General features: G+C 53.4%; 19 protein-coding genes. 4 read left to right on the top strand and 15 right to left on the bottom strand.

Annotated elements, in window-relative coordinates:
- Nucleotides 1-35: 35 nt before the first annotated feature.
- The 4 genes from fdhE to fdnG are packed head-to-tail and all read right to left on the bottom strand — an operon-like array spanning nt 36 to nt 5559.
- Nucleotides 36-965 (bottom strand): formate dehydrogenase accessory protein FdhE, encoded by a 930-nt coding sequence (gene fdhE, locus AC1MKH_RS24435; protein ID WP_149464255.1) that lies wholly within the window; start codon nt 963-965, stop codon nt 36-38.
- Nucleotides 962-1597, bottom strand: a complete 636-nt coding sequence (fdoI, locus tag AC1MKH_RS24430) for a formate dehydrogenase cytochrome b556 subunit (RefSeq protein ID WP_149464254.1) — start codon at nt 1595-1597, stop codon at nt 962-964. The genes fdhE and fdoI overlap by 4 nt, the downstream gene beginning before the upstream one ends.
- Complete coding sequence (gene fdxH / locus AC1MKH_RS24425; protein ID WP_149464253.1) at nt 1594-2496, bottom strand: formate dehydrogenase subunit beta; 903 nt, start codon at nt 2494-2496, stop codon at nt 1594-1596. The genes fdoI and fdxH overlap by 4 nt, the downstream gene beginning before the upstream one ends.
- A gap of 12 nt (nt 2497-2508) precedes the next feature.
- Nucleotides 2509-5559: a formate dehydrogenase-N subunit alpha gene (fdnG, locus tag AC1MKH_RS24420; RefSeq protein WP_276219274.1), complete on the bottom strand. Its 3051-nt coding sequence runs from the start codon at nt 5557-5559 to the stop codon at nt 2509-2511.
- 462 nt (nt 5560-6021) lie between these two features.
- Here fdnG and fdhD point away from each other — a divergent pair, with 462 nt between their 5' ends.
- Complete coding sequence (gene fdhD / locus AC1MKH_RS24415; RefSeq protein WP_442961886.1) at nt 6022-6813, top strand: formate dehydrogenase accessory sulfurtransferase FdhD; 792 nt, start codon at nt 6022-6024, stop codon at nt 6811-6813.
- A gap of 128 nt (nt 6814-6941) precedes the next feature.
- Complete coding sequence (locus AC1MKH_RS24410) at nt 6942-7154, top strand: YdgH/BhsA/McbA-like domain containing protein (protein ID WP_015966529.1); 213 nt, start codon at nt 6942-6944, stop codon at nt 7152-7154.
- A gap of 45 nt (nt 7155-7199) precedes the next feature.
- On the opposite strand, the gene AC1MKH_RS24405 is transcribed toward AC1MKH_RS24410, so the two are convergent.
- The 6 genes from AC1MKH_RS24405 to AC1MKH_RS24380 form a co-directional block, all read right to left on the bottom strand.
- A complete protein-coding gene (locus AC1MKH_RS24405; RefSeq protein WP_276219268.1) occupies nt 7200-8948 on the bottom strand; it encodes a putative frv operon regulatory protein in 1749 nt (582 codons plus the stop codon).
- Nucleotides 8948-10018, bottom strand: coding sequence for an aminopeptidase (locus AC1MKH_RS24400; protein ID WP_276219266.1), 1071 nt, complete (start codon nt 10016-10018; stop codon nt 8948-8950). Before AC1MKH_RS24400 ends, AC1MKH_RS24405 begins: the two co-directional genes overlap by 1 nt.
- Complete coding sequence (locus tag AC1MKH_RS24395) at nt 10008-11453, bottom strand: PTS fructose-like transporter subunit IIBC (RefSeq protein WP_276219264.1); 1446 nt, start codon at nt 11451-11453, stop codon at nt 10008-10010. Before AC1MKH_RS24395 ends, AC1MKH_RS24400 begins: the two co-directional genes overlap by 11 nt.
- Nucleotides 11454-11463: 10 nt before the next feature.
- Nucleotides 11464-11910, bottom strand: a complete 447-nt coding sequence (locus AC1MKH_RS24390; RefSeq protein WP_276219262.1) for a PTS fructose transporter subunit IIA — start codon at nt 11908-11910, stop codon at nt 11464-11466.
- A gap of 185 nt (nt 11911-12095) precedes the next feature.
- Nucleotides 12096-12419, bottom strand: coding sequence for an AzlD domain-containing protein (locus AC1MKH_RS24385; protein WP_276219260.1), 324 nt, complete (start codon nt 12417-12419; stop codon nt 12096-12098).
- Nucleotides 12419-13084, bottom strand: coding sequence for an AzlC family ABC transporter permease (locus AC1MKH_RS24380; protein WP_276219258.1), 666 nt, complete (start codon nt 13082-13084; stop codon nt 12419-12421). Before AC1MKH_RS24380 ends, AC1MKH_RS24385 begins: the two co-directional genes overlap by 1 nt.
- A gap of 102 nt (nt 13085-13186) precedes the next feature.
- Here AC1MKH_RS24380 and AC1MKH_RS24375 point away from each other — a divergent pair, with 102 nt between their 5' ends.
- Together AC1MKH_RS24375 and AC1MKH_RS24370 are read left to right on the top strand one after the other, a co-directional pair.
- A complete protein-coding gene (locus AC1MKH_RS24375) occupies nt 13187-13735 on the top strand; it encodes a helix-turn-helix domain-containing protein (protein ID WP_276219256.1) in 549 nt (182 codons plus the stop codon).
- A 382-nt stretch (nt 13736-14117) separates the two neighbouring features.
- On the top strand, nt 14118-15527 hold the full coding sequence (locus AC1MKH_RS24370; RefSeq protein ID WP_276219254.1) for a carbohydrate porin: 1410 nt from the start codon (nt 14118-14120) through the stop codon (nt 15525-15527).
- Nucleotides 15528-15589: 62 nt separating this feature from the next.
- Here AC1MKH_RS24370 and rhaM read toward each other — a convergent pair whose 3' ends face one another.
- The 5 genes from rhaM to rhaB all read right to left on the bottom strand — a co-directional run bounded on the left by rhaM (nt 15590) and on the right by rhaB (nt 20797).
- A complete protein-coding gene (gene rhaM / locus AC1MKH_RS24365; RefSeq protein WP_276219252.1) occupies nt 15590-15904 on the bottom strand; it encodes an L-rhamnose mutarotase in 315 nt (104 codons plus the stop codon).
- Complete coding sequence (fucO, locus tag AC1MKH_RS24360) at nt 15901-17049, bottom strand: lactaldehyde reductase (RefSeq protein ID WP_276219250.1); 1149 nt, start codon at nt 17047-17049, stop codon at nt 15901-15903. The genes rhaM and fucO overlap by 4 nt, the downstream gene beginning before the upstream one ends.
- Before the next feature lie 69 nt (nt 17050-17118).
- Complete coding sequence (gene rhaD / locus AC1MKH_RS24355; protein ID WP_276219248.1) at nt 17119-17943, bottom strand: rhamnulose-1-phosphate aldolase; 825 nt, start codon at nt 17941-17943, stop codon at nt 17119-17121.
- Between the two features lie 128 nt (nt 17944-18071).
- Nucleotides 18072-19331 (bottom strand): L-rhamnose isomerase, encoded by a 1260-nt coding sequence (rhaA, locus tag AC1MKH_RS24350; protein WP_276219246.1) that lies wholly within the window; start codon nt 19329-19331, stop codon nt 18072-18074.
- Nucleotides 19328-20797, bottom strand: a complete 1470-nt coding sequence (gene rhaB / locus AC1MKH_RS24345; protein WP_276219244.1) for a rhamnulokinase — start codon at nt 20795-20797, stop codon at nt 19328-19330. The genes rhaA and rhaB overlap by 4 nt, the downstream gene beginning before the upstream one ends.
- Between the last annotated feature and the right edge of the window lie 110 nt (nt 20798-20907).

Raw genomic sequence — 20907 nt, 5'->3', positions numbered from 1 at the left:
ATCGGGCGACTTGCGCCGCCCGATAATACAAAAGCTTACTCCCCTTCTCCCGGGAACAGGAACGGGTTAATAGAGCTGCGGGCGAACCCTTCTTGCTCCATACGCGCATCCAGCACCAGTGAGGCGAGGTCGTCGGCAACGGCTTCTACTTTCGGGTCTTTTTCCTGATACAGAATCTTCAGGTAAGTGCCGCAGTCGCCGCAGCTTTCCGCTTTGATAGCGGCCTGCTCGTTATCAAGAGACCAATAGTGCAAATCGCGGCTCTGCTCGCAGTTGCTGCATTTCACGCGCACCACGTGCCACTCGGTTTCACACAGGTTGCAGTGCAGATAACGCAGGCCCTGCGTCGTACCAATTTGCACCATGCTGGAAACTGGCATTGAGCCACACACCGGGCAGTACTGGCGCTGTTCGCCATATTCTGCGCGGGCTTTGCCAGGGATCAGGCTGGCCATTTGCGCCCAGTAGAGCGACAAGGCTGCCCAGATGAACGGCGCTTTATCGCTGCTCACTGACGCAAAGTCTGACGCAAACAGCGCGCTGGCCATCTGCTCCAGTTCCTGCTCAGACGCTTTTTCCAGATTCTCGATAACCGCTAACGCCGGCCCGGTCATTTCCGGTTTCAGCTCGGCAATCATCGAGTGCAGCAGGGTATGCCAGTGCTTATCGCGCGGCAGAACGTGAATATCCAGCGGCGGTTTGCCCTGGTCGTTCGCTTCTTTGATGCGCGCGGTAAGGTCCATCTGTAACGGATGGTCGTACAGCACCACTTCCTGCGCGTGGGCAATCAGCGCGGCGAAGCGCAGGTAATCACCCAGCGGATTGTTCTCGGCCAGCTCGCGCAGACGATCGGCGCGGCGGTTGTAGAGGTTCTTGAGTCTGGGGAACAATAACGGCGGAATGTACTCCGCCGTGCGTTTCTCGCTCGAACCCAGCTCATCTTGCGGGATTATGCGAATACTCATTCAGATGACTTTTCCTGTTTCTGGCGGACTTCACGGTACCAGCGCGGGTGATGTTTCTTCGCCCACGTACTGGTAACCCATCCTTCCACCATCGCGGTAATGGTGCCTTTCACCCAAAGGGCGGCGTAGATATGCACCATGATAACCACAATTAACGCTACTGCGGCAAATGAATGCAGCATTAACGCAAATCGGATCACCGGGATTGAGAAAGCAGGCGCAAAGTACGGACGCCAGATAATCACACCGCTTACCAGCAGCAGGACCAGGAAGATAATCGCCGCCCAGAATACGCATTTCTGGCCGAAGTTATAACGCCCGGTGTCACCCACTTCCTCGTTGACGACGATCTTACGAATATTCTTCGCCCAAAAGATATCATCCCGATTGATTAGATTGTGGTGCCAGTAACGGAAAAACATGATGATAAACGAGGCAAACATGATGACGCCCACAAACGGGTGCAGAATGCGCGCCAGTTGCGGTGTCCCCATAATTTGCATCAGCCAGTTGAAGGAGGGGAAGAAGAACCCCAGCCCGCTCACCGCCGCCAGGATGAAGCAGAAGGCGGTGACCCAGTGGTTGATACGTTCCGGCGCGGTGTAGCGCACGATGGTGTCACGTCGTTTCATTTGCGCACCTCGTCTTTCTCTTCATGCAGATTGTCTTCTTCCTCTTCCGCACGGTTCGGGCCGACACCGACGTAGTGGAAGATGCTCGCTGCAAACGTTGCGGCAAAACCGACCGCCGCCAGTGGTTTCCAGATACCTTTCCAGAATTTCACCGTGGCGCTGATTTCCGGATTCTCCGGCAGGCCGTGGTACAGATTCGGCTTGTCGGCGTGGTGCAGCACGTACATCACGTGTGTACCGCCAACGCCTGCTGGATCGTACAGCCCGGCGTTTTCGTAACCACGGGTATTCAGCTCGGCGACGCGCTCGCCCGCCAGCGCTTTCATATCCTCTTTAGAGCCAAAGTGGATAGCGCCGGTTGGGCAGGTTTTCACGCAGGCCGGTTCCTGCCCGACGTTCACGCGGTCCACGCACAGCGTACATTTGTAGACGCGGTTGTCTTCCGGGTTCAGTCGCGGCACGTTGAACGGGCAACCCGCGATGCAGTAGCCGCAGCCGATGCACTGCTCAGACTGGAAATCGACGATGCCGTTGGCATACTGAATAATCGCCCCTTCCGCCGGGCACGCCTTCAGGCAGCCCGGATCCGCACAGTGCATACAGCCGTCTTTGCGGATAAGCCATTCCAGTTTGTCGTTTTGCTCCACTTCCGAGAAACGCATCACCGTCCAGGATTTGGCGGTCAGATCCGCCGGGTTGTCGTACACCCCGACGTTGCTGCCGATCTCATCACGGATGTCGTTCCACTCCGAACACGCCACCTGACAGGCTTTACAGCCGATACAGGTGGTCACGTCGATAAGCTTCGCCACTTCCTGCTGGTGGTCCCGCGCCTGAGGCGCGGGGGTGAAACCGTTAGTCGCGGAACGACGGATGATGTCTTGAGATTGATAAGCCATAGGTCGTCTCCGTTACACCTTTTCCACGTTTACGAGGAAGGACTTAAACTCCGGCGTCTGCGTGTTCGCATCACCGACGAATGGCGTTAACGTGTTGGCAATAAAGCCTTTCTTCGCAACACCTTCGTAGCCCCAGTGGATTGGAATACCGATGGTATCGATATCTTTCCCGTCCGCTTTCAGCGTGCGAATACGTTTGGTCACCACCGCCTTGGCCTTGATGTAGCCACGGTTGGAGGAAACCTTCACGGTATCGCCATGGGCGATGCCGAGTTTATTCGCCAGCTTCTCGCCAATCTCCACGAACTGTTCCGGCTGGGCGATGGCATTAAGCAGCGCATGCTTGGTCCAGTAGTGGAAGTGCTCGGTCAGACGATAGGTGGTGCCCACATACGGGAACTTATCGGCTTTACCCAGCGCTTCTGCGTCGCCTTTAAAGATACGGGCGGCAGGGTTGGAGATAACGTTCGGGTGCAGCGGGTTGGTCCCTAGCGGCGTCTCAAACGGCTCGTAGTGTTCCGGGAACGGACCTTCCGCCATCTTATCGAGGGCAAACAGGCGACCCATCCCTTCCGGCTGCATGATGAACGGCCCAACGTTGCTGCCAGGTGCGGCGGCACTGTAGTCAGGAATATCCATCCCGCCCCATTTCGCGCCATCCCATTTCAGGATCTGACGTTTTGGATCCCACGGATTACCCTGCGGGTCAGCGGAAGCACGGTTATACAGAATGCGGCGGTTGAGCGGCCACGCCCATGCCCAGCCGAGTGTATTACCGAGACCTGACGGATCGGCGTTATCGCGACGCGCCATCTGGTTGCCTTCCGGCGTCCAGCTACCGGCGAAGATCCAGCAACCGCTTGAGGTGGTGCCGTCATCGCGCAGATGGGCGAACGTACTGAGTAACTGGCCTTTTTTCACCAGCACTGCACCGGTTGCCGGGTCGATAATATCGGCCAGCGCTTTCCCGTTGCTTTCCATCGCCACTTCTTCGGACTTCGGTTCATGCGGCGTGGAGTAGTTCCACGTCATGCTCAGCACCTGTTCCGGGTTCGCGCCGCCCTGTTCGGCATACATCTTGCGCAGACGCAGGAAGATACCGGCAAGGATTTCGCCATCGGTGATGGATTCGCCCGGGCCGTCCGCGCCTTTCCAGTGCCACTGCAACCAGCGGCCAGAGTTGACGATCGAGCCGTTCTCTTCCGCGAAGCAGGTAGAGGGCAGACGGAACACTTCAGTCTGAATCTTCGATGGATCGACATCGTTAGACTCACCGTGGTTCTGCCAGAAGGTAGAGGTCTCGGTATTGAGCGGATCGATGGTCACCAGGAACTTCAGTTTCGACAGTGATGCGACCACTTTGTTTTTGTTCGGGAACGACGCCACCGGGTTGAAGCCCTGGCAGATATAACCATTCACCAGACCCTGGTTCATCATCTCGAAATATTGCAGAACGTCGTAGCCTTTGTCCCACTTAGGCAGCAGGTCGAAGCCCCAGTCGTTCTCTTTCGTCGCTTTGTCGCCAAAGAAGGCTTTCATCATCGAGACGAAGAATTTCGGGTAATTGCCCCAGTAGTTCACCTGGCCTTCCAGCAGAGGTTTAGGCGTGTTGGCGGCAAGGTAGGTTTGCAGGTCGGTTTGTTTCTCGCTTGGCAGCGTCATGTAGCCCGGCAGGCTTTGTGACAGCAGGCCAAGGTCGGTCAGACCCTGAATGTTGGAGTGACCGCGCAGGGCGTTCACGCCACCGCCCGCCATCCCCATGTTGCCGAGCAGCAACTGGATCATCGCCATGGTGCGGATGTTCTGCGCGCCAATGGAGTGCTGCGTCCAGCCGAGGGCATACAGGAACGACGCGGTTTTATCATGCGCGCTGGTTTCTGCGATGTACTCGCAGACTTTCAGGAAGTCGGCTTTCGGCGTACCGCAGATATTTTCGACAACATCAGGCGTGTAGCGGGAAACGTGCGTTTTCAGCAGATTCCAGACACAGCGCGGATGTTGCAGGGTGGTATCGCGTTTGGCAAAGCCGTTTTCATCCAGCTCGTAGTTCCAGCTGGTTTTATCGTACTTGCGTTTGTCCGCGTCATAGCCGGTGAACAGGCCATCTTCAAAGCCAAAATCTTCACGCACGATCAGGCTGGCGTTGGTATAGGCTTCGGTGTATTCGCGGTTGAATTTTTCGTTGTTCAGCAGGTACAGCATAACGCCCGACAGGAACGTAATGTCAGTACCGGAACGGATCGGCGCATAGAAGTCGGCCACCGACGCCGTACGCGTGAAACGAGGATCGATCACAATCAGCTTCGCGCCGTTGTGAATTTTCGCTTCCATCGCCCAGCGGAACCCTACAGGGTGAGCTTCAGCGGCATTACCGCCCATCACCACAATCAGGTTGGCGTTCTTGATGTCGACCCAGTGGTTGGTCATCGCACCGCGACCAAATGTTGGAGCAAGACTTGCTACCGTTGGTCCGTGTCAGACACGCGCCTGGTTGTCGACCGCGAGCATACCCAGCGCGCGGGAGAATTTCTGTGTTAAATAGCCGGTTTCGTTGCTCGACGCGGATGCACACAGCATCCCGGTGGAGAGCCAGCGGTTAACGGTCACGCCTTCGGCGTTCTGTGCAACGTAGTTGGCGTCGCGGTCTTCTTTCATCAGTTTCGCGATGCGGTCAAATGCCTCATCCCAGCTGATTTTCTGCCATTTATCGGAGCCAGGCGCGCGATATTCCGGGAATTTCAGGCGGCTTTCGGAGTGGATGAAATCCACCAGACCAGCGCCTTTCGGGCAGAGCGCACCACGGTTTACCGGATGGTCCGGATCGCCTTCGATATGGAAAATGGACGCTTTAGCGTTTTTTGCGCCATCGCCGAGGCTGTACATCAACAGCCCACAGCCGACGGAACAATATGTGCAGGTGTTACGGGTTTCACGGGTGCGCAGCAGCTTATATTGCCGCGTTTCCGCCAGTGCAACGCTGGGGGCAAATCCCAGCGCTGCTGCCGTGGTGCCTGCCATACCGCCAGCGCAGATCTTAAAGAACTGCCTTCTGCTGACCTGCATGGTTCGCTCCTTGTTTCGACATTGTCATTGCTTGTAATTTTTCTTCGCCGCGTGCGCCGCAAAGATGCTGAATAGTTAGCGTCCTCAGTTCCTGGAGGACGTTGAATCAGAATACCACAATTTCGGTAGGCTTGTTCCAATGCGGTTAACGGCGGGTGAACAGAATTTGCGCGCATTAACATTGAATTGTGATAATGATCGCATTTAAAACGAATTACGCGCAAAAAATACCATGCGTTTAACGTGGTTAACCCATTGGTGGTAATTATCTTTTCATCGGTTTTTTGATACGAAAGGATGAGCGAAACTGAAGATTGAGTGTTATTGCACCAGAAACTTGATCCATAATAAGCCCTGATTCCCTCCGGATGTGATGGAATAGACGCCTCTCCTTTTCCGTCGTTGTTCAGAGTATTTGCCGTGTTTAATTTTAAAGATGAAGTCAAACCATCGTCGCAACTTATCGGTGCCGTCGAGCGTTCTGTCTTCAGAAGGCCACAGATTATGCAACCTACTCAGGATATTCTTGCTGAAGAAATTCCCGTTGCGTTGGTCTACAACGGCATCTCTCACGTCGTGATGATGGCGACGCCGAAAGATCTGGAAGCGTTTGCCATTGGTTTTTCGCTTTCAGAAGGCATTATTGAGCACCCACGGGAAATTTTTGGAATCGAAGTCACGCAGGCCTGCAACGGTCTGGAAGTACAAATCGATCTCTCCAGTCGCCGGTTTATGGGCCTTAAGGAACGGCGTCGCGCACTGGCCGGGCGTACCGGCTGCGGTGTCTGCGGCGTTGAGCAGCTCAACGACATCGGCAAACCCATCAAGCCGCTGCCATTTACCCAAACGTTTGACCTTTCACATCTCGATCACGCGCTCAAACATTTAAATGATGTGCAGCCCGTAGGCCGCGAAACCGGCTGTACGCACGCGGCGGCGTGGGTTATGCCGTCGGGCGAGCTGGTGGGCGGGCATGAAGATGTGGGACGCCACGTAGCGCTCGATAAACTGCTGGGCCATCGTGCGAAAGAGGGCGACCTTTGGCAGCACGGCGCCGCACTGGTTTCCAGCCGTGCCAGCTATGAGATGGTGCAGAAATCCGCCATGTGCGGCGTCGAGATCCTGTTTGCGGTCTCTGCTGCGACGACGCTTGCCGTGGAAGTGGCCGAACGCTGCAACCTGACGCTGGTGGGTTTTTGCAAACCTGGCAGAGCAACGATTTACACGCATCCGCAGCGATTAACGGGCGAATAGTTTTTAATCAAAAATTTTGACCAATACTGGCAAATCCTTCCGCTTTCAGTTGGTGATAAATCGACCTATCATTTATCACATCAAGGCACGGTGCCTTACTCAAACAACTAAGTGAAAGGGTTTATATCATGAAAAGCATCAAAACTTTTGTCGCTGTTATCGCTCTGTCTGCTTCTTTTGGTTCTTTCGCTGCACAGACTGTTTCTGCAACCGCATCTACGCTGGACAGCGCTGAAGCGAAAATCGCCGCCAAAGCAGAACAAGCTGGCGCATCGTCTTACAAAATTACTCAGGCCTTTACCGGTAACCGCGTGCACATGACCGCAGAACTGAATAAATAAGCCATTGTTAGTGTCGAAAGAGCGCCCTCGGGGCGCTTTTTTTGTTTATGGCTGCTGGAGCAATGTAATAAAGGAATCATACCCGCTCAGGTTTTTAATTGTTTCCCATGGGTATCGAATTAAAGCACCTGATAAATAACTAAATATTTTCAATTCATCCCGAGCGTCTGCCGCTGCGCATGTTACCAGTACGTGATTGACGGCTTCTCCACACACATGCACAGGATGTTGAAGAGTAATAAAAAAACCGCGAAAATGATCTGCCTGTTCGCTCCAGCAATGGGGAATAGCAAGGTGGTTTACAACCAGATTTTCCCCTTCGCTTTCCCGAGCGCAAATACGTTGCGCTTCGTCCTTCGTGATGGCCTGGCGGGCGACAAGTTGGCCGCAAATATCGCTGATGACATGGTGCCATAGAGAATGAGGTGGGTTCGAAAGGTGAAAGCTTCCATTCTTTAAGAAGAAACGTTCTGGTTGCTGGCGAATGAATGCAGTAGCAAGAAAGTTTCTAATCTGTTCAGTGCCTGCGGCGGTAATAATGTTCTTAATCACCAGAACATTTTTGAAGCGCTCATCTAATAAATAGTGGCTGTTATTGATGATCAGCAATGGCTCAATTTCCTGGATCAGGGCGTTCACGTCCTCTGGCATCCGCGCAATGATGACCCTGCAATTCAATACATCTCGCTCAATCGCCTGCTGATTAATCGTCGCAATTGCATTCTGATCGGATAATAAAATAACGGGATGGCGCTCCTTCTGATGCCGTTCCAGCGCACAGGCGAAATACAGGCCTATCAGGTCGCTGTCAAAGAGCAAAATATTCAGTTTTTCACGCAGCAAGGCAATAAAGTGCAGACTCATATCGAACGCGGATGGCCAGGCCGCCTTGAGATTGTTCATGCTGCTGGGGCGATACTCGGCTACCCATACAGGCGCAGTGACACACCTCAGAAGATGACCCGTAATATTTTCAATCAGTTGCTCGTCAATGATGTTCAGGGAGGCAACTCCAGGAACGCATTGTAAAAGAGAGACCACGGCGTCACTGGATATTTTTTCGGCCTGCTGTCGCAGTGTTTCCAGCAAACCAAACAGCGCCCTGCATGCGTTATCACCCAAATATATTCCCGCCTGATCGACGAAGGTGGTGAGCGCCGTGGGCGCGCAGGTCGGCCAATGGGTTTTAAGTTGATTACGCAAGGCATAAATCGCTAGCACCAGACTGGCGAGATAGTTACCCGGCATCAGGGGAAACAGGCTCTGTTTTTCGCAATGCGCATAAAGCTGCGTGATATTGTCTGCCGTTAATCCTGGTAAAGGGATGAGTAGCGGATCTTTCCTTAACAGATTCGCCAATAAAATAATGCGTTTCTCTTCCGGTTCGTCGATGAAATGGCCCAGACCGGGGCGGCTGGCAAGGCAAAATGCGCGTTCATAGCGCTGTTTTAATCGAGGGAGTTTTTCCGCGACCCAGGCTTCCGGCAAATTCAGCACTGAAGCAAGCTGTATTCTTGGCGTGAATGGCTTGAGCAATAACAGCGCCAGCAACCGATCATCATTATCATGCCGCTGCAAAAGCTGAAAGAAGCCACGCTTGTCGACAATTTCGAGTTGATAACCGGCGTTTCCGCTGGGATGAATATGGGCTTTACCGCTAAAGGTAAAGTTGAGGTAATCGAGATCGCGCAGGACCGTTCTGCCCGAAACGCCAGTTTGCCGAGCCAGTTCACCCAGAGACTGAGCCTGATGCTCCAGGAGGTCGATAAGCTTTAACTGGCGTTCCGTTAGCATTAGCTCTCCTGATGAAAATCAGTATAAGCCGCGACTTCCCTGGCCGTAAGCGAGGTCAACCACTTGCTGATTAGCGTAAACAAGGCGTCATAATCTTTTACGGAAATCATACCGCTGTTGGCATGCAGGTAACGCGTTGGCAGACACAATGCTACAACAGGGCGGCCACCGCCCATCACGTTATAGCGCCCACCGTCCGTCGCCCCGGTTTTCATGGTGCAAAATTGTAAAGGCGTTGAATGATGTTCGGCGCATGCTTTCAGGGCGGCAACCAGACGCTGATTAGGGAAGTAACGTTTATCAAATAGCATTACCCCCGGCCCCGCGCCCAGCTTCAATGGATATTTGACGCTATCAATACCCGGAACATCGCCCGCCACAGCGGTATCAAGCACAATGACAACATCGGGCTTGATGTGTTCTGCCGAGGTTTGCGCGCCCCGTAGCCCCACTTCCTCTTCAACGCTGCCTACGCCATAAAGCGTAATGTCGGGGTTATCGACCTTCTGCAATAACTCAGCCATCAGGGCGCAACCGACGCGATTATCCAGCGCCTTCCCCACAATTTTATCCTCGCCCCAACGTGCAAAATTGGCTTCAGGGCTGACAAAATCGCCGATCTTTATTCCTTTTCGTTCAACGTCTTCACGGCTGCCTGCGCCAATATCAATGAACATTTCGTCGAAAGAGAGGGGCTGTTGTTTCTGTTTCTCCGTCAATGCATGTGGAGCGACAGAGCCGATGATCCCCGGTATCTTATGCCCGTCACGGGTACGTATCGTTACCAGGTGGTTAAGCATGGATTGATTCCACCAACCGCCAATAGTGGTAAAGCGCAGAAACCCTCCTTCATCAATGTGGGTTACCATAAATCCCACTTCGTCCATATGGCCCACAATGGCGACCTTCGGTCCGCGATGACCTTTCCGCGCGACAAAACTTCCCAGACCGTCAAATGTGATTTCATCCACGCTTGATTGCAGCGTTTTAATCAGATGCGCGCGAACTTCCTGCTCATCGCCGCTGACGGCGCTGGCTTCACATAAGTGCTGAAGTAGTTCAATGTTCATGGTTTGCCTCCTGCTGAGCGGCTTTACGTTTAAGCCATAATCCTTTCAGAACAATGATTAACGAAATGTTTAGCGCCAGGCCTATTGCCAGCACCAGATAAAATGAACCGATGGGTGACATCAGGCCAATCAGCGGGTCAAAGATACCTAATCCAGGTGCCAGACGTTTGATTCCAAAAGCGATAACCAGCATGCCGGTGATACCGCCAGCAAGGGTATTGGCGGTGATCATCGGCAGGGGCGCGGCTAATGCGTAAGGAATCGCGGGTTCGGTGGCGACAGTGGCGCCAACCACGATGGCGCTACTGGCAGCCCCTTTCTCCTGCTGAGTGAAGAGTTTGGGGGCAAGATAAGTGGCAAGGCCTGCCGCGACGGGGGGCATAAGCGCCACCACACCAACAATTGCGTACCAATCATAAATATGCTTTTCGAGCAGGGAGAAACAGAAGAACCACGCGGTTTTGTTGATTGGGCCTCCCATATCGAAAGCCAGCATTGCACCAACCAGAAACGCGGCACCCAGTTTCATTGACGGTGGGATGGTATTCAGCATATGCAGCAGTCCACCCATAATGTCGGACATCACAGGGCCGATGACGTAATAGGTCAATACGCCAAAGACAAATAACGTTACAAACGGGATAAGCATGGAACCCAGCAACGGTTGTAAAGCCTTACCGAGACGCACTTTGCGAAACCACAGCACAAAATAGCCAATCGCCAGGCCTAAAATGACTGCGCCGAGAAAACCGGCGCCAGATTGTGTACCGAGCAAACCTTTATCGTTCGCCAGGTAACACACCAGAAATGCTGGTGCAAATGCAGGTTTATCAGCGATTGACCAGGCAATATAGGCACCCATTATCGGGATCATAAAGGTGAACCCAAGATACCCTATAGATTCCACTATCCAGGTAAAGGAAGGCGTGCCTTTGGACATGTCCGTATAGGGCAATCCCATTTGCACCAGCATATTGGCAATAGCCACCAGAATACCGCCGCCAATCACAAACGGTAGCGCTGCAGATACGCCTGCCATCAGGTGGCTCATTACACTACCGCTCTGGACCTCCTGTTTCCCCAGCTTCACGCTACTCTCTGCGGTAAATACCTGTGAATTTGTTGGCAACTCAATGAATATCCGATCGATATTTTTAAGTGCCTGAGAGATAGCTATTTCATACACTTTTTTCCCGGCAAAGCGCGCCCGGTCTTCAGCGCTCAACCCGCGTCCTGTCGCCAGAATGACATAGTCGGCAGCGGCAATTTCATCGCTCGTCAGGCGATTTTCAACACCACTCGACCCTTGTGTTTCGACTTTTATGGCGTGACCGAGAGTTCGCGCTTTTTGCTCCAGCGCTTCCGCGACCATATAGGTGTGAGCGATTCCTGCGGGGCAATTGGTGATCGCCACTAAATTTAAGGATGATGTCATAGCCACGTCCTTATGCGGTTAAAGTTTGGTTTAACAGAGCCAGTACCTGATTGGCATCGCCCTGTTTAAGTTGATGAATAAATTCCTGATGGATGATTTTTCGGCATAATGTCCCGATGATTTTGACCTGCTCCTCTTCACCGGTTTGCGGTACACCAAGACAGATCCAGCAGTTGACGGCTTCGCCATCCTCCGCTTTCCAGTCGATGAGCTGCGTTTTGCGGGCAAAAAGAACGAACGGTTGTTTGATGCAAGGGCTTTTTCCGTGTGGTACGGCAACCCCGGAACCGAATCCAGTGGAATGGAGCTTTTCTCGTTGCAGTAGCGTTTGCAAAAACTGACCGCGGTTGGTGATATAGCCATTTTGAAAAGCGAGTTCTGCGAGCTGTTTCAGGATGGAATAGGCAGTATTGCCCTGAATATTGAGATCAATACAGTGAGTGGTGAGGGCTGCCATAATGCGCTCCGTTAAAATCCATTTGGCTAGATTTTAACGGCGGCTGCCGAAGGAGATGAGTGGCAATATGTCCCGATGACATGACAATACCGGAGGGAGTCATGCCCTATTTTTGCGAAACAGGGCACATATTAGGGGCTAAAAATAATACTGATGAATTTGTACTGAACGGTTTAGTTATGTTCTTAATGCATTCCCGCCATCCGCAGCAACCCCGTCACGATCGCCGCCGCGAAAATTACCACAATAAGCGGGCACTTTCGCCATGCCAGAAACACCGCAAAGCCCACGCCCAGAACACGTGCCAGACCGGCAAAATGTTCACCTTCGTAAAAGGTGGTTGCCAGCGCCACGGCAAATAACAACGTGGTTGCGGCATCTGATAATAGCGCCTGAGATCGTTCAGAAAACTGTAAACGCCCGCCCAGCTTTGCTCCGCCCAGGCGCATTAAATAGGTACCCGCAGAAAGCAGCGCGATACCCAGAATAATCAGTGTGGTGTCGCCCATTATTTTTTCCTCGCCAGTAAGCCGAGCATGGAGAGCAGGACGGGTAAACCGACCGGCGCGAAAGGCACGGAAGCCAGTGAGATAGCCGCTCCGCTGGATGCACGAATAAGTGACGTTTTACTTTTCTTTAATGCCGGAAGCACTAACGCCAGCAGAATGGCCGGGAACACGGCATCAAGGCCGATGGTCTCCGGAGAGGGAAGGAGTTTGCCGACGCCTGCGCCCAGCAGCGTTCCTGCTGGCCAGACAAAGGCAACGCCCAGCCCGCACAGCCAGAATGCCGCTTTACGCTGTTCTGGTGTCGGTTGCGACAGGCCGAAAACGACGCTTTCATCATTCATGATGTGGCAACCGAGGAAGCTCAACATGCGTTTGCCCACCAGGTCACGGACGGTAATACCAAACGGAAAATGACGTGCGTTGACCAACAATCCCGCCACGGCTGCCGCAAGCGGGTTACCGCCGCTGGCAACGATGCCGATAAACATAAATTCAGATGCGCCCGCCAGTACGGTGAGTGAAAGAATGAGCGGCACCCATAGCGGAAAACCGTACGCCATCGCCAGCGAGCCGTAGGAAACTGCGACGATCCCAACGGCAAGACAGACCAGAAAAATCGCTTTTAAGGTGTCGCCTTTCAGGCAACCGAAATGTTTTTTGAACATGATTGTTGGCTATATCGAACGAGTTTCCATTATAATGAACGCAACAGAAGGCCTTTTCAAGATAATCAATTCGTTCGATTAATAGAATAATGGAGTGGCATTATGACGCAGCCAATCAGCGTGATCGCAAAGAGTCTGGTACGCGAGCGTATGAGGACAGGGCTGTCTTTGGCGGAAATTGCCCGTCGTGCCGGTATCGCGAAATCGACACTCTCGCAGCTTGAAGCAGGGAATGGTAATCCTAGCCTGGAAACGCTGTGGTCGCTCTGCGTCGCGCTGGATATCCCTTTCAGCCGCCTGCTGGAACCACAGGTGCAGAAGACGCAGGTAATTCGCCGGGGGGAAGGGGTGAAAGTGCTGGCGGAGCAGGCGAACTACCAGGCGACGCTGTTGGCAACCTGTCCGCCCGGCGCACGTCGCGATATCTATCTGCTAACAACACAGCCAGGCGCGGATCGTATCTCGCAGCCCCATCCTGTCGGTTCGGTAGAACACATTATTGTGACGCAAGGTCGCGCGCTGGTTGGGTTAACCGATGCACCGGAAGAGTTAAGTGCGGGCGATTACATCTGTTATCCTGGCGATCAGGAACATATCTTCAAAGCACTTGAACCCGATACCCTGGCGATTCTGGTTGCTGAGCAAAATTAAGCCGTCGTGCGCACGTCTGTGCGCACAATTATATATTTCAATTATTACATCTCACTGAAAATTCATATAATTTATATAAATAATGTATTTATAATTAAATCCAATTTATTTAAAAAATACTAACGATCGATTATTTATTAAAATTTGTTTCCAGTGTTACCTCGCTCACGATATGGTAATTACCTGTGTTTACTTGCGGAACTATTTAGCTAATATTTATTAGCTCCTGAGGCGTGGAAAACCGAATCAATGGGATTGATGCTTTCACGTTATTTCGCGTCCGGGCAATCTAATAAAATTACATTCATCCATTTTATATAAGTAGATGAATAAACTCGCGCAGAGTTTTACTAATTATTAGTTATCTCAAGGAAAGCGAATAATGAAGAAAACAACATTATCTATCGCCATTGGGTTGTTGTTAGTGGCAAACACAGGTGTTGCAAAACCAAGAACAATGACGTTGGAACAGCGTCTGGAAATGCTTGAAAACCGTCTGGAAGCTGCGGAAAATCGCGCGACGCAGGCAGAAAATAAAGTTCAGCAGCTTCAGGTTCAACAGGCTGCCGAAATCAAAGAGATCAAAGATGCTCAGGGGAATACGCCTGTAAATGGTCAACAGCCTGCATCAGAAATCGCCAATAATGCGTCTAAACCGACGTTGACGTTGTCCGGATACGGCGACATCAAATTCTACGGCGACGTTGAATTCAACATGGATGCTGAAAGTAGCCACGGTGTGCTGGCGGCAACCAACGGTAATTTCAAACCTGACAACTCTAACGAACAGTGGAACCTGAATGGCCGTATTCTGCTCGGCTTTGACGGTACCCGCCAGTTAGGCGATGGTTACTACGCGGGCTTCTCAGCTCAGCCTTTGGGTGATATGGAAGGCGTGGTTAACATCGATGATGCGGTATTCTTCTTTGGTCGTCAGGACGACTGGAAAGTGAAAGTCGGTCGTTTCGAAGCCTACGATATGTTCCCACTCAATCAGGATACCTTTGTTGAGCACTCCGGTAACACGGCGAATGACCTGTATGACGACGGTAGCGGCTACATCTATATGATGAAAGAAGGTCGTGGTCGTTCTGATGCCGGTGGCAACTTCCTGATGAGCAAACAGCTTGATAACTGGTACTTCGAGCTGAACACCTTGTTTGAAGACGGTACATCTCTGTATAGCGAAAATGATGGCCAGCACTCCTATCATGGCCGTGCGATGGAACAGCAGAAAAACGTTATCTACATGCGTCCTGTTATCGCCTACTCTCAGGATGAAATTACCGTATCTGCGGCGATGGAATCCAACGTTGTTGATAAAGCCTATGGTTATACCGACAGCAACGGCAAATTTATCGACCAGTCCGACCGTACCGGTTATGGCTTAACCTTTACCTGGAACGGCCAGAAAACCGATCCGGAAAACGGCGTAGTGGTTAACCTGAACACGGCGTATCTGGATGCCAACAATGAAAAAGACTTCACTGCGGCGGTGAACGCCCTGTGGAGAAACTTCGAGCTGGGCTATATCTACGCGCATAATACCATTGATGACTATGCTGGCCTGATTAAGCATGATGACGACGACTGGATTTATAGCGAAGGTACGTACGATATTCATACTATTCATGCGTCTTATTTGATTCCGAATGTCATGAATATGAAGAACTTCAATATTTATCTCGGCGCGTACTACTCTATGATCAACAGCGATAATAGTAACGCAGACGGTTATACTAAGAACGACGATCGTTACGGTGGTCGTATCCGCTTCAAATATTACTTCTAAGGTTTCAGCAAACCGACAGAATAAAAACGCCTGCGATGCAGGCGTTTTTATTAGTGAAACACTTAATCAAGATAAAAAACGTTTTTCAGCTCTGCGCTTACCGGGCTGTTATCTGGATTAGCAGGCATCACCTCGGTCATATATTTCCACCAACGCTGGCAAACGTCGGTATTCGCCACCGCGTTCCAGCGCTCTTCAGATTCAATTTCCACCGTGGCGAACAGCAGGTTACGCTCTTTATCGAGATAAATGGCGTAATGGTGCGCACCGTGGGATTTCAGTGTGGCTTCCAGTTCCGGCCAGATAGGATTATGACGACGCTGATACTCTTCGTGTGCGTCGGCATGCACCTGCATTACAAAGGCTTTGCGGATCATAACGCCTCCAGATACAGCTCGCGTACTTCATCGCGGCTGGCGGTGCGCGGGTTGCACGGCGCGCAAGGGTCAGCCAGCGCTTTGTCCAGCCAGCCTTCGATATCTGCTTTCGTTACGCCCAGCTTGCTGAAACCTTCCGGAATGCCAACACGCGCGCTCAGTTTTCGAATGGCGTTGATAGCTTCCATGCTGGCCGCTTCGTCGCTCATGCCCTGGGTATTGACGCCCATTGCCTGCGCGACGCGTGCAAAACGGGCGACTGCGTTCGGGCGGTTAAAGTTTTCGATGATCGGCAGCAGGATGGCATTGCACACGCCGTGCGGCAGATTGTGCGTTGCGCCCGGCTGATGCGCCAGTGCGTGTACCAGGCCAAGACCGGCGCTGTTGAACGCCATTCCTGCCAGATACTGACCAAATGCCATCTGCTCGCGGGCTTCCAGGTTATGGCCATCATCGACCGCTTTCGGCAGCCACTGGGTGATCAGACGAATGGCTTCCAGCGCGTTGGCGTCAGTCAGCGGATGCGCGCCAACGGAAACGTAAGCTTCAATCGCGTGGGTCAGCGCATCCATACCGGTGGCCGCGGTGACGGACGCCGGAATTTCCAGCATCACGCTGGCGTCATCTACGGCGATGTCCGGGATAATATTGGAATCGATAATGACTTCTTTCACCTGGCGCGCGGTATCGATGATCACTGCGTTGCTGGTCATCTCGGCGGCGGTGCCTGCGGTGGTGTTAATGGCAACCAGCGGCACGCCGGCATTTTTAACTTTGCCCACGCCGGAGTAGGCGGTAGACGGGCCAGGGTTGGCGGTCAGAATTTTGATCGCTTTGGCGGTGTCGATCGGGCTGCCGCCGCCAAAGGCGATGATGAAATCGCAGTTCGCGTCCTGATACGCCGCAAAGCCTTTTTGCACCAGCTCTTCGGTGGGGTTAGGAAACACCTCATCGAAAAGATGATAAGACATATTCTGCGCATCAAGCGCGGTAAACAGACTATCCAGCAGACCCAGCTCCACCAGTTGCCCGTCGGTGACCACCAGCGCTTTGCCCCACTGTTTGTTCGCAACAAGGTTGACCATATCGGCAATCGCGCCCGCGCCGTGCAGGCTGATTTTGGGAAGCGCCAACATAAAGCTCATGATATTTCTCCTTAAATTAAAAGCCCTATGTCCGGCGGCAGCCACTGTCGCCGGGCGTGAGCGGATAGGTTAGAGCGCGAGGGCGCTGGCGAGCGGAGTGACGCCAAAGCGTTTGCCAAGGGCAATCAGCTCTTCACGGGTGATGGTCTGCTTCATGCCGCCCATGGAATAGACTTTCACCAGCACTTCTGCGGATTTCTCGGCGGTATCGATCAAACCAAACGCCTCGTCCAGCGTCGGCCCGCTGCCGAATACCCCGTGGAATGGCCACAGCACCAGCGAATGTTTCTGCATTTCGACGGCAGTCGCCTGGCCGATTTCGTCTGTACCCGGCACCATCCACGGCAGAATGCCCACGCCGTCCGGGAACACCACCAGACATTCGGTGCTGCCTTCCCACAACTGGCGGGTGATCACGTCGGTGCGATTTTCCAGCACGTAGGTCAGGGCGATCAGGTTGGTGGCGTGGCAGTGCATGATCACGCGATCTTTGCCGTTGGTTGCCTTGATGCGCTCGCAGTGCGACAGGAAGTGGGCCGGTAATTCAGATGTTGGCACCGCCTCATGGGTTAAACCCCACAGGATGTGATAGCCCGCGCCGTCGCTGTCCACTTTTACCACGCCGATGTTTGCGGCGGTGTCGAGCTGAACGTTGCGGAAGAATTTACCGGAGCCAGTGACGATAAACGGCGTATTCGCCAGCAGGGGCATCGGCTGGCTGAGCGCGATATAGCGCGGTTCTTTATGGAAATCAGCCTCGTAAGGGGCGATGTCGGCTTCGTCCAGACGCAGCGTCAGGTTACCGCCGTTACGTTCATCCCAGCCTTTCAGCCAGGCGTCAGAGGTGGCTTTGATCATGCCCTGGACGAACCAGGATTGAGTGATGGATTGCATAGTATTCGAGTTCCTGTTAGGTGGTGCGGGGTTTACCCCTCACCCTAACCCTCTCCCACAGGGAGAGGGGATTGTCCGGTTTCGGTATTCACCCTCTCCCTGTGGGAGAGGGCCGGGGTGAGGGTTGTTTACCCGCGTTTACTCAAAATCTCTTTTTCATACGCACGCACGTTCTCCAGCCACTGGCTGCCTGCTGGCGTATCGTGGCGCTGGCAATACATTTCCCACACCGCCTGCCACGGCAGGGATTTCTGCTCTTCCAGCAGCGCCAGGCGTGCGGTGTAATCGCCTTCCGCTTCCAACTGACGCAGCTCATCCACGGGTTCGAGCAGGGCGCGCAGCAGGGCTTTCTTCATGTTGCGGGTACCGATAACCCACGCCGCGATGCGGTTGATGGAAGCATCAAAGAAGTCGAGGCCGATGTGCACGCGGTCGAACAAATCGTTGCGCACTATTTCGCTCGCGATAGCCTGAGTTTCGTCATCCAGCAGTACCACGTGATCGCTATCCCAGCGCACCGGGCGGCTGACGTGCAGCAGTAGACGCGGAACGTACAGCATGGCGGAAGAGATTTTGTCGGAGATCACTTCCGTCGGGTGGAAGTGGCCCGCATCCAGGCACAGCGCGGTCTGGCGGCTGGCGGCATAGCCCATATAGAATTCGTTGGAGCCCACGGTGTAGCTTTCTGCGCCGATACCGAACAGCTTGCTCTCCACTGCATCAATGTGGTGTGCCGGGTCCAGTTTTTCGCTAATCACTTCATCCAGCGCATTGAGCAGACGCTGACGCGGTGCCAGACGGTCTACGGTGATGTCTTTCATGCCGTCCGGGATCCAGATATTCATCACCGACGGCGTGCCCAGTTGCTCGCCGAAGTAAGCGGAGATACGGCGGCTGGCCTTGCAGTGATCGATCCAGAACTGACGAATTTTCGCGTCCGGGTGGGAGAGGGTAAAACCGTCGGCACTCAACGGATGCGAGAAGCAGGACGGGTTGAAATCGAGACCCAGGTGATTCGCTTTCGCCCATTCCACCCAGTTTTTAAAGTGTTCCGGCTTGATTTTGTCGCGGGAAACCGGCGTATCGGATTCCAGATAAATAGCGTGCAGATTCAGACGTTTTGGCCCCGGGATCAGGCTCAGTGCCTGTTCCAGATCGGCACGTAATTCCGTTGCATTACGCGCTTTTCCTGGATAGTTACCCGTCGCCTGAATACCGCCGGTCAGATTGCCCTCCGGGTTTTCAAAACCGGCGACATCATCGCCCTGCCAGCAGTGCATGGATACCGGCAGGCGATCGAGCTGACGCAGGGTCTCTTCGACGTCGATGCCAATGGCGGAATAACGCTGTTTCGCCAGTTCCCAGGCTTGTTCAAGTTGAGTGGTCATGCGCAAAGCTCCTTTGTCAGTCGTTTTTGCTGAAACTGCGCAACGTAGCGGGCAATTTCATGTTCAGAATTAGGTGTAAAGGTGGTCAGGCCGTAGTTGCCGGTTACCACCTGACGGAAATCATCTACGGTGCCCAGTTCTTCCAGCGTCATCAGCTGCACGCCGATATTGCCGAGCGTGGAGGCCTCAATCGGGCCCGCCACCACCGTCACGCCGCAGGCGTCGGCACAAAGCTGGTTGAGTAAGTGGTTCTGGCAACCGCCGCCGACGACATGCAGCTGGCTGAACGGTTTGCCGCGCAGGCGCGCCAGTTCATTCAGAATGTCGGCGTAAAGCAGGGCAAGGCTGTCGAAAATACAGCGCGCCAGTTCGGCAGGGCGCTGCGGCACCGGCTGCGAGGTCTCGCGGCAGGCGGCCTGAATTTCAGCGCTCATGTTGTCCGGGTTAATAAAACGGTCTTCATTGGGGTTGATCAGGAAATGGCAGGCGCTGAGTTGTTCCGTTTCTGCAATCAATGCAGGCAGGTCAGTGATGTTCTGCTCTTTAATCACGCGCTGAAGCAGCCACAACCCCATAATGTTTTTCAGCACCCGATAACGCCCTTCTGCGCCGCCTTCGTTAGTGATATTGGCTGCCAGTGCATACTCGCTGGTATACGGCGTGGTGCTTTCAAAGCCCATCAGCGACCAGGTACCGGAAGAGAGATAAGCGGCGTCTTTGTTCGCCAGCGGCGAAGCAATGACTGCGCTTGCCGTGTCATGGCTCGCGACGGCCACCACCGGGATTTTGTTGCCCAGCGGGCAAATCCAGTGACCAATCACGTTGCCAGGATGCGTTGGCGTACCGAACCATTTCGGCGATGCGCCGGTCCAGTTCAGCAGGTCTTCATCCCAGTTATCGGTCTGAATATTGACCAGCTGCGTGGTGGTGGCGTTGGTATATTCCCAGTTCATTTTGCCGGTCAGGCGATAGCTGAAATAATCGGGGATCAGCAGGGCATGGGCCACTTCGGCGGCGATTTCCGGCTGCTGTTCAACCAGCGCGCGTAGCTGATAGAGCGTATTAAACGGCAGGAACTGAATACCGCTGCGGCGATAGATTTGCGCTTTCCCGAGCTGTTCAATCGCCCGCGCCATCACACCGTCGGTGCGGCTGTCACGGTAGGAGACCGGCAGGCCAACGCGCTGACCGTCGCGGTTAAGCAGAACGTAATCCACGCCCCAGGTGTCGATGCCGATGCTGTCGATCAGGATGCCCTGTTCGCACACCTTGTTCAGGCCGGTGCGGATCTCCGCCTCAAGCCCGTCGATGTCCCAGGTATCAAATCCATCCTGTTTTTGCAGGCAGTTCACGAAACGGTGGATTTCGTGCAGAGAGAGTGTGTGTTGCCCGGTGTCGTAGCGGGCAAGCATCACGCGTCCGCTGGATGCCCCTAAATCGACGGCCACACAATGGCGAAGAGTCATGGCTGGAGTCCTTCTTAATGTCATTGGACCCAGTCTAAGAAGCGCGTACGAACGTGACCTTCTCATCACTGACAGCAAAATGGGCGGCTGGCAAGAAAGCAAAGGTAGAC

This window comes from Pseudocitrobacter sp. CD920760 (assembly GCF_057782505.1).
The sequence above is the reverse complement of the archived record's forward strand: the minus strand, read 5'-3'. Positions and strand labels throughout refer to the sequence as shown.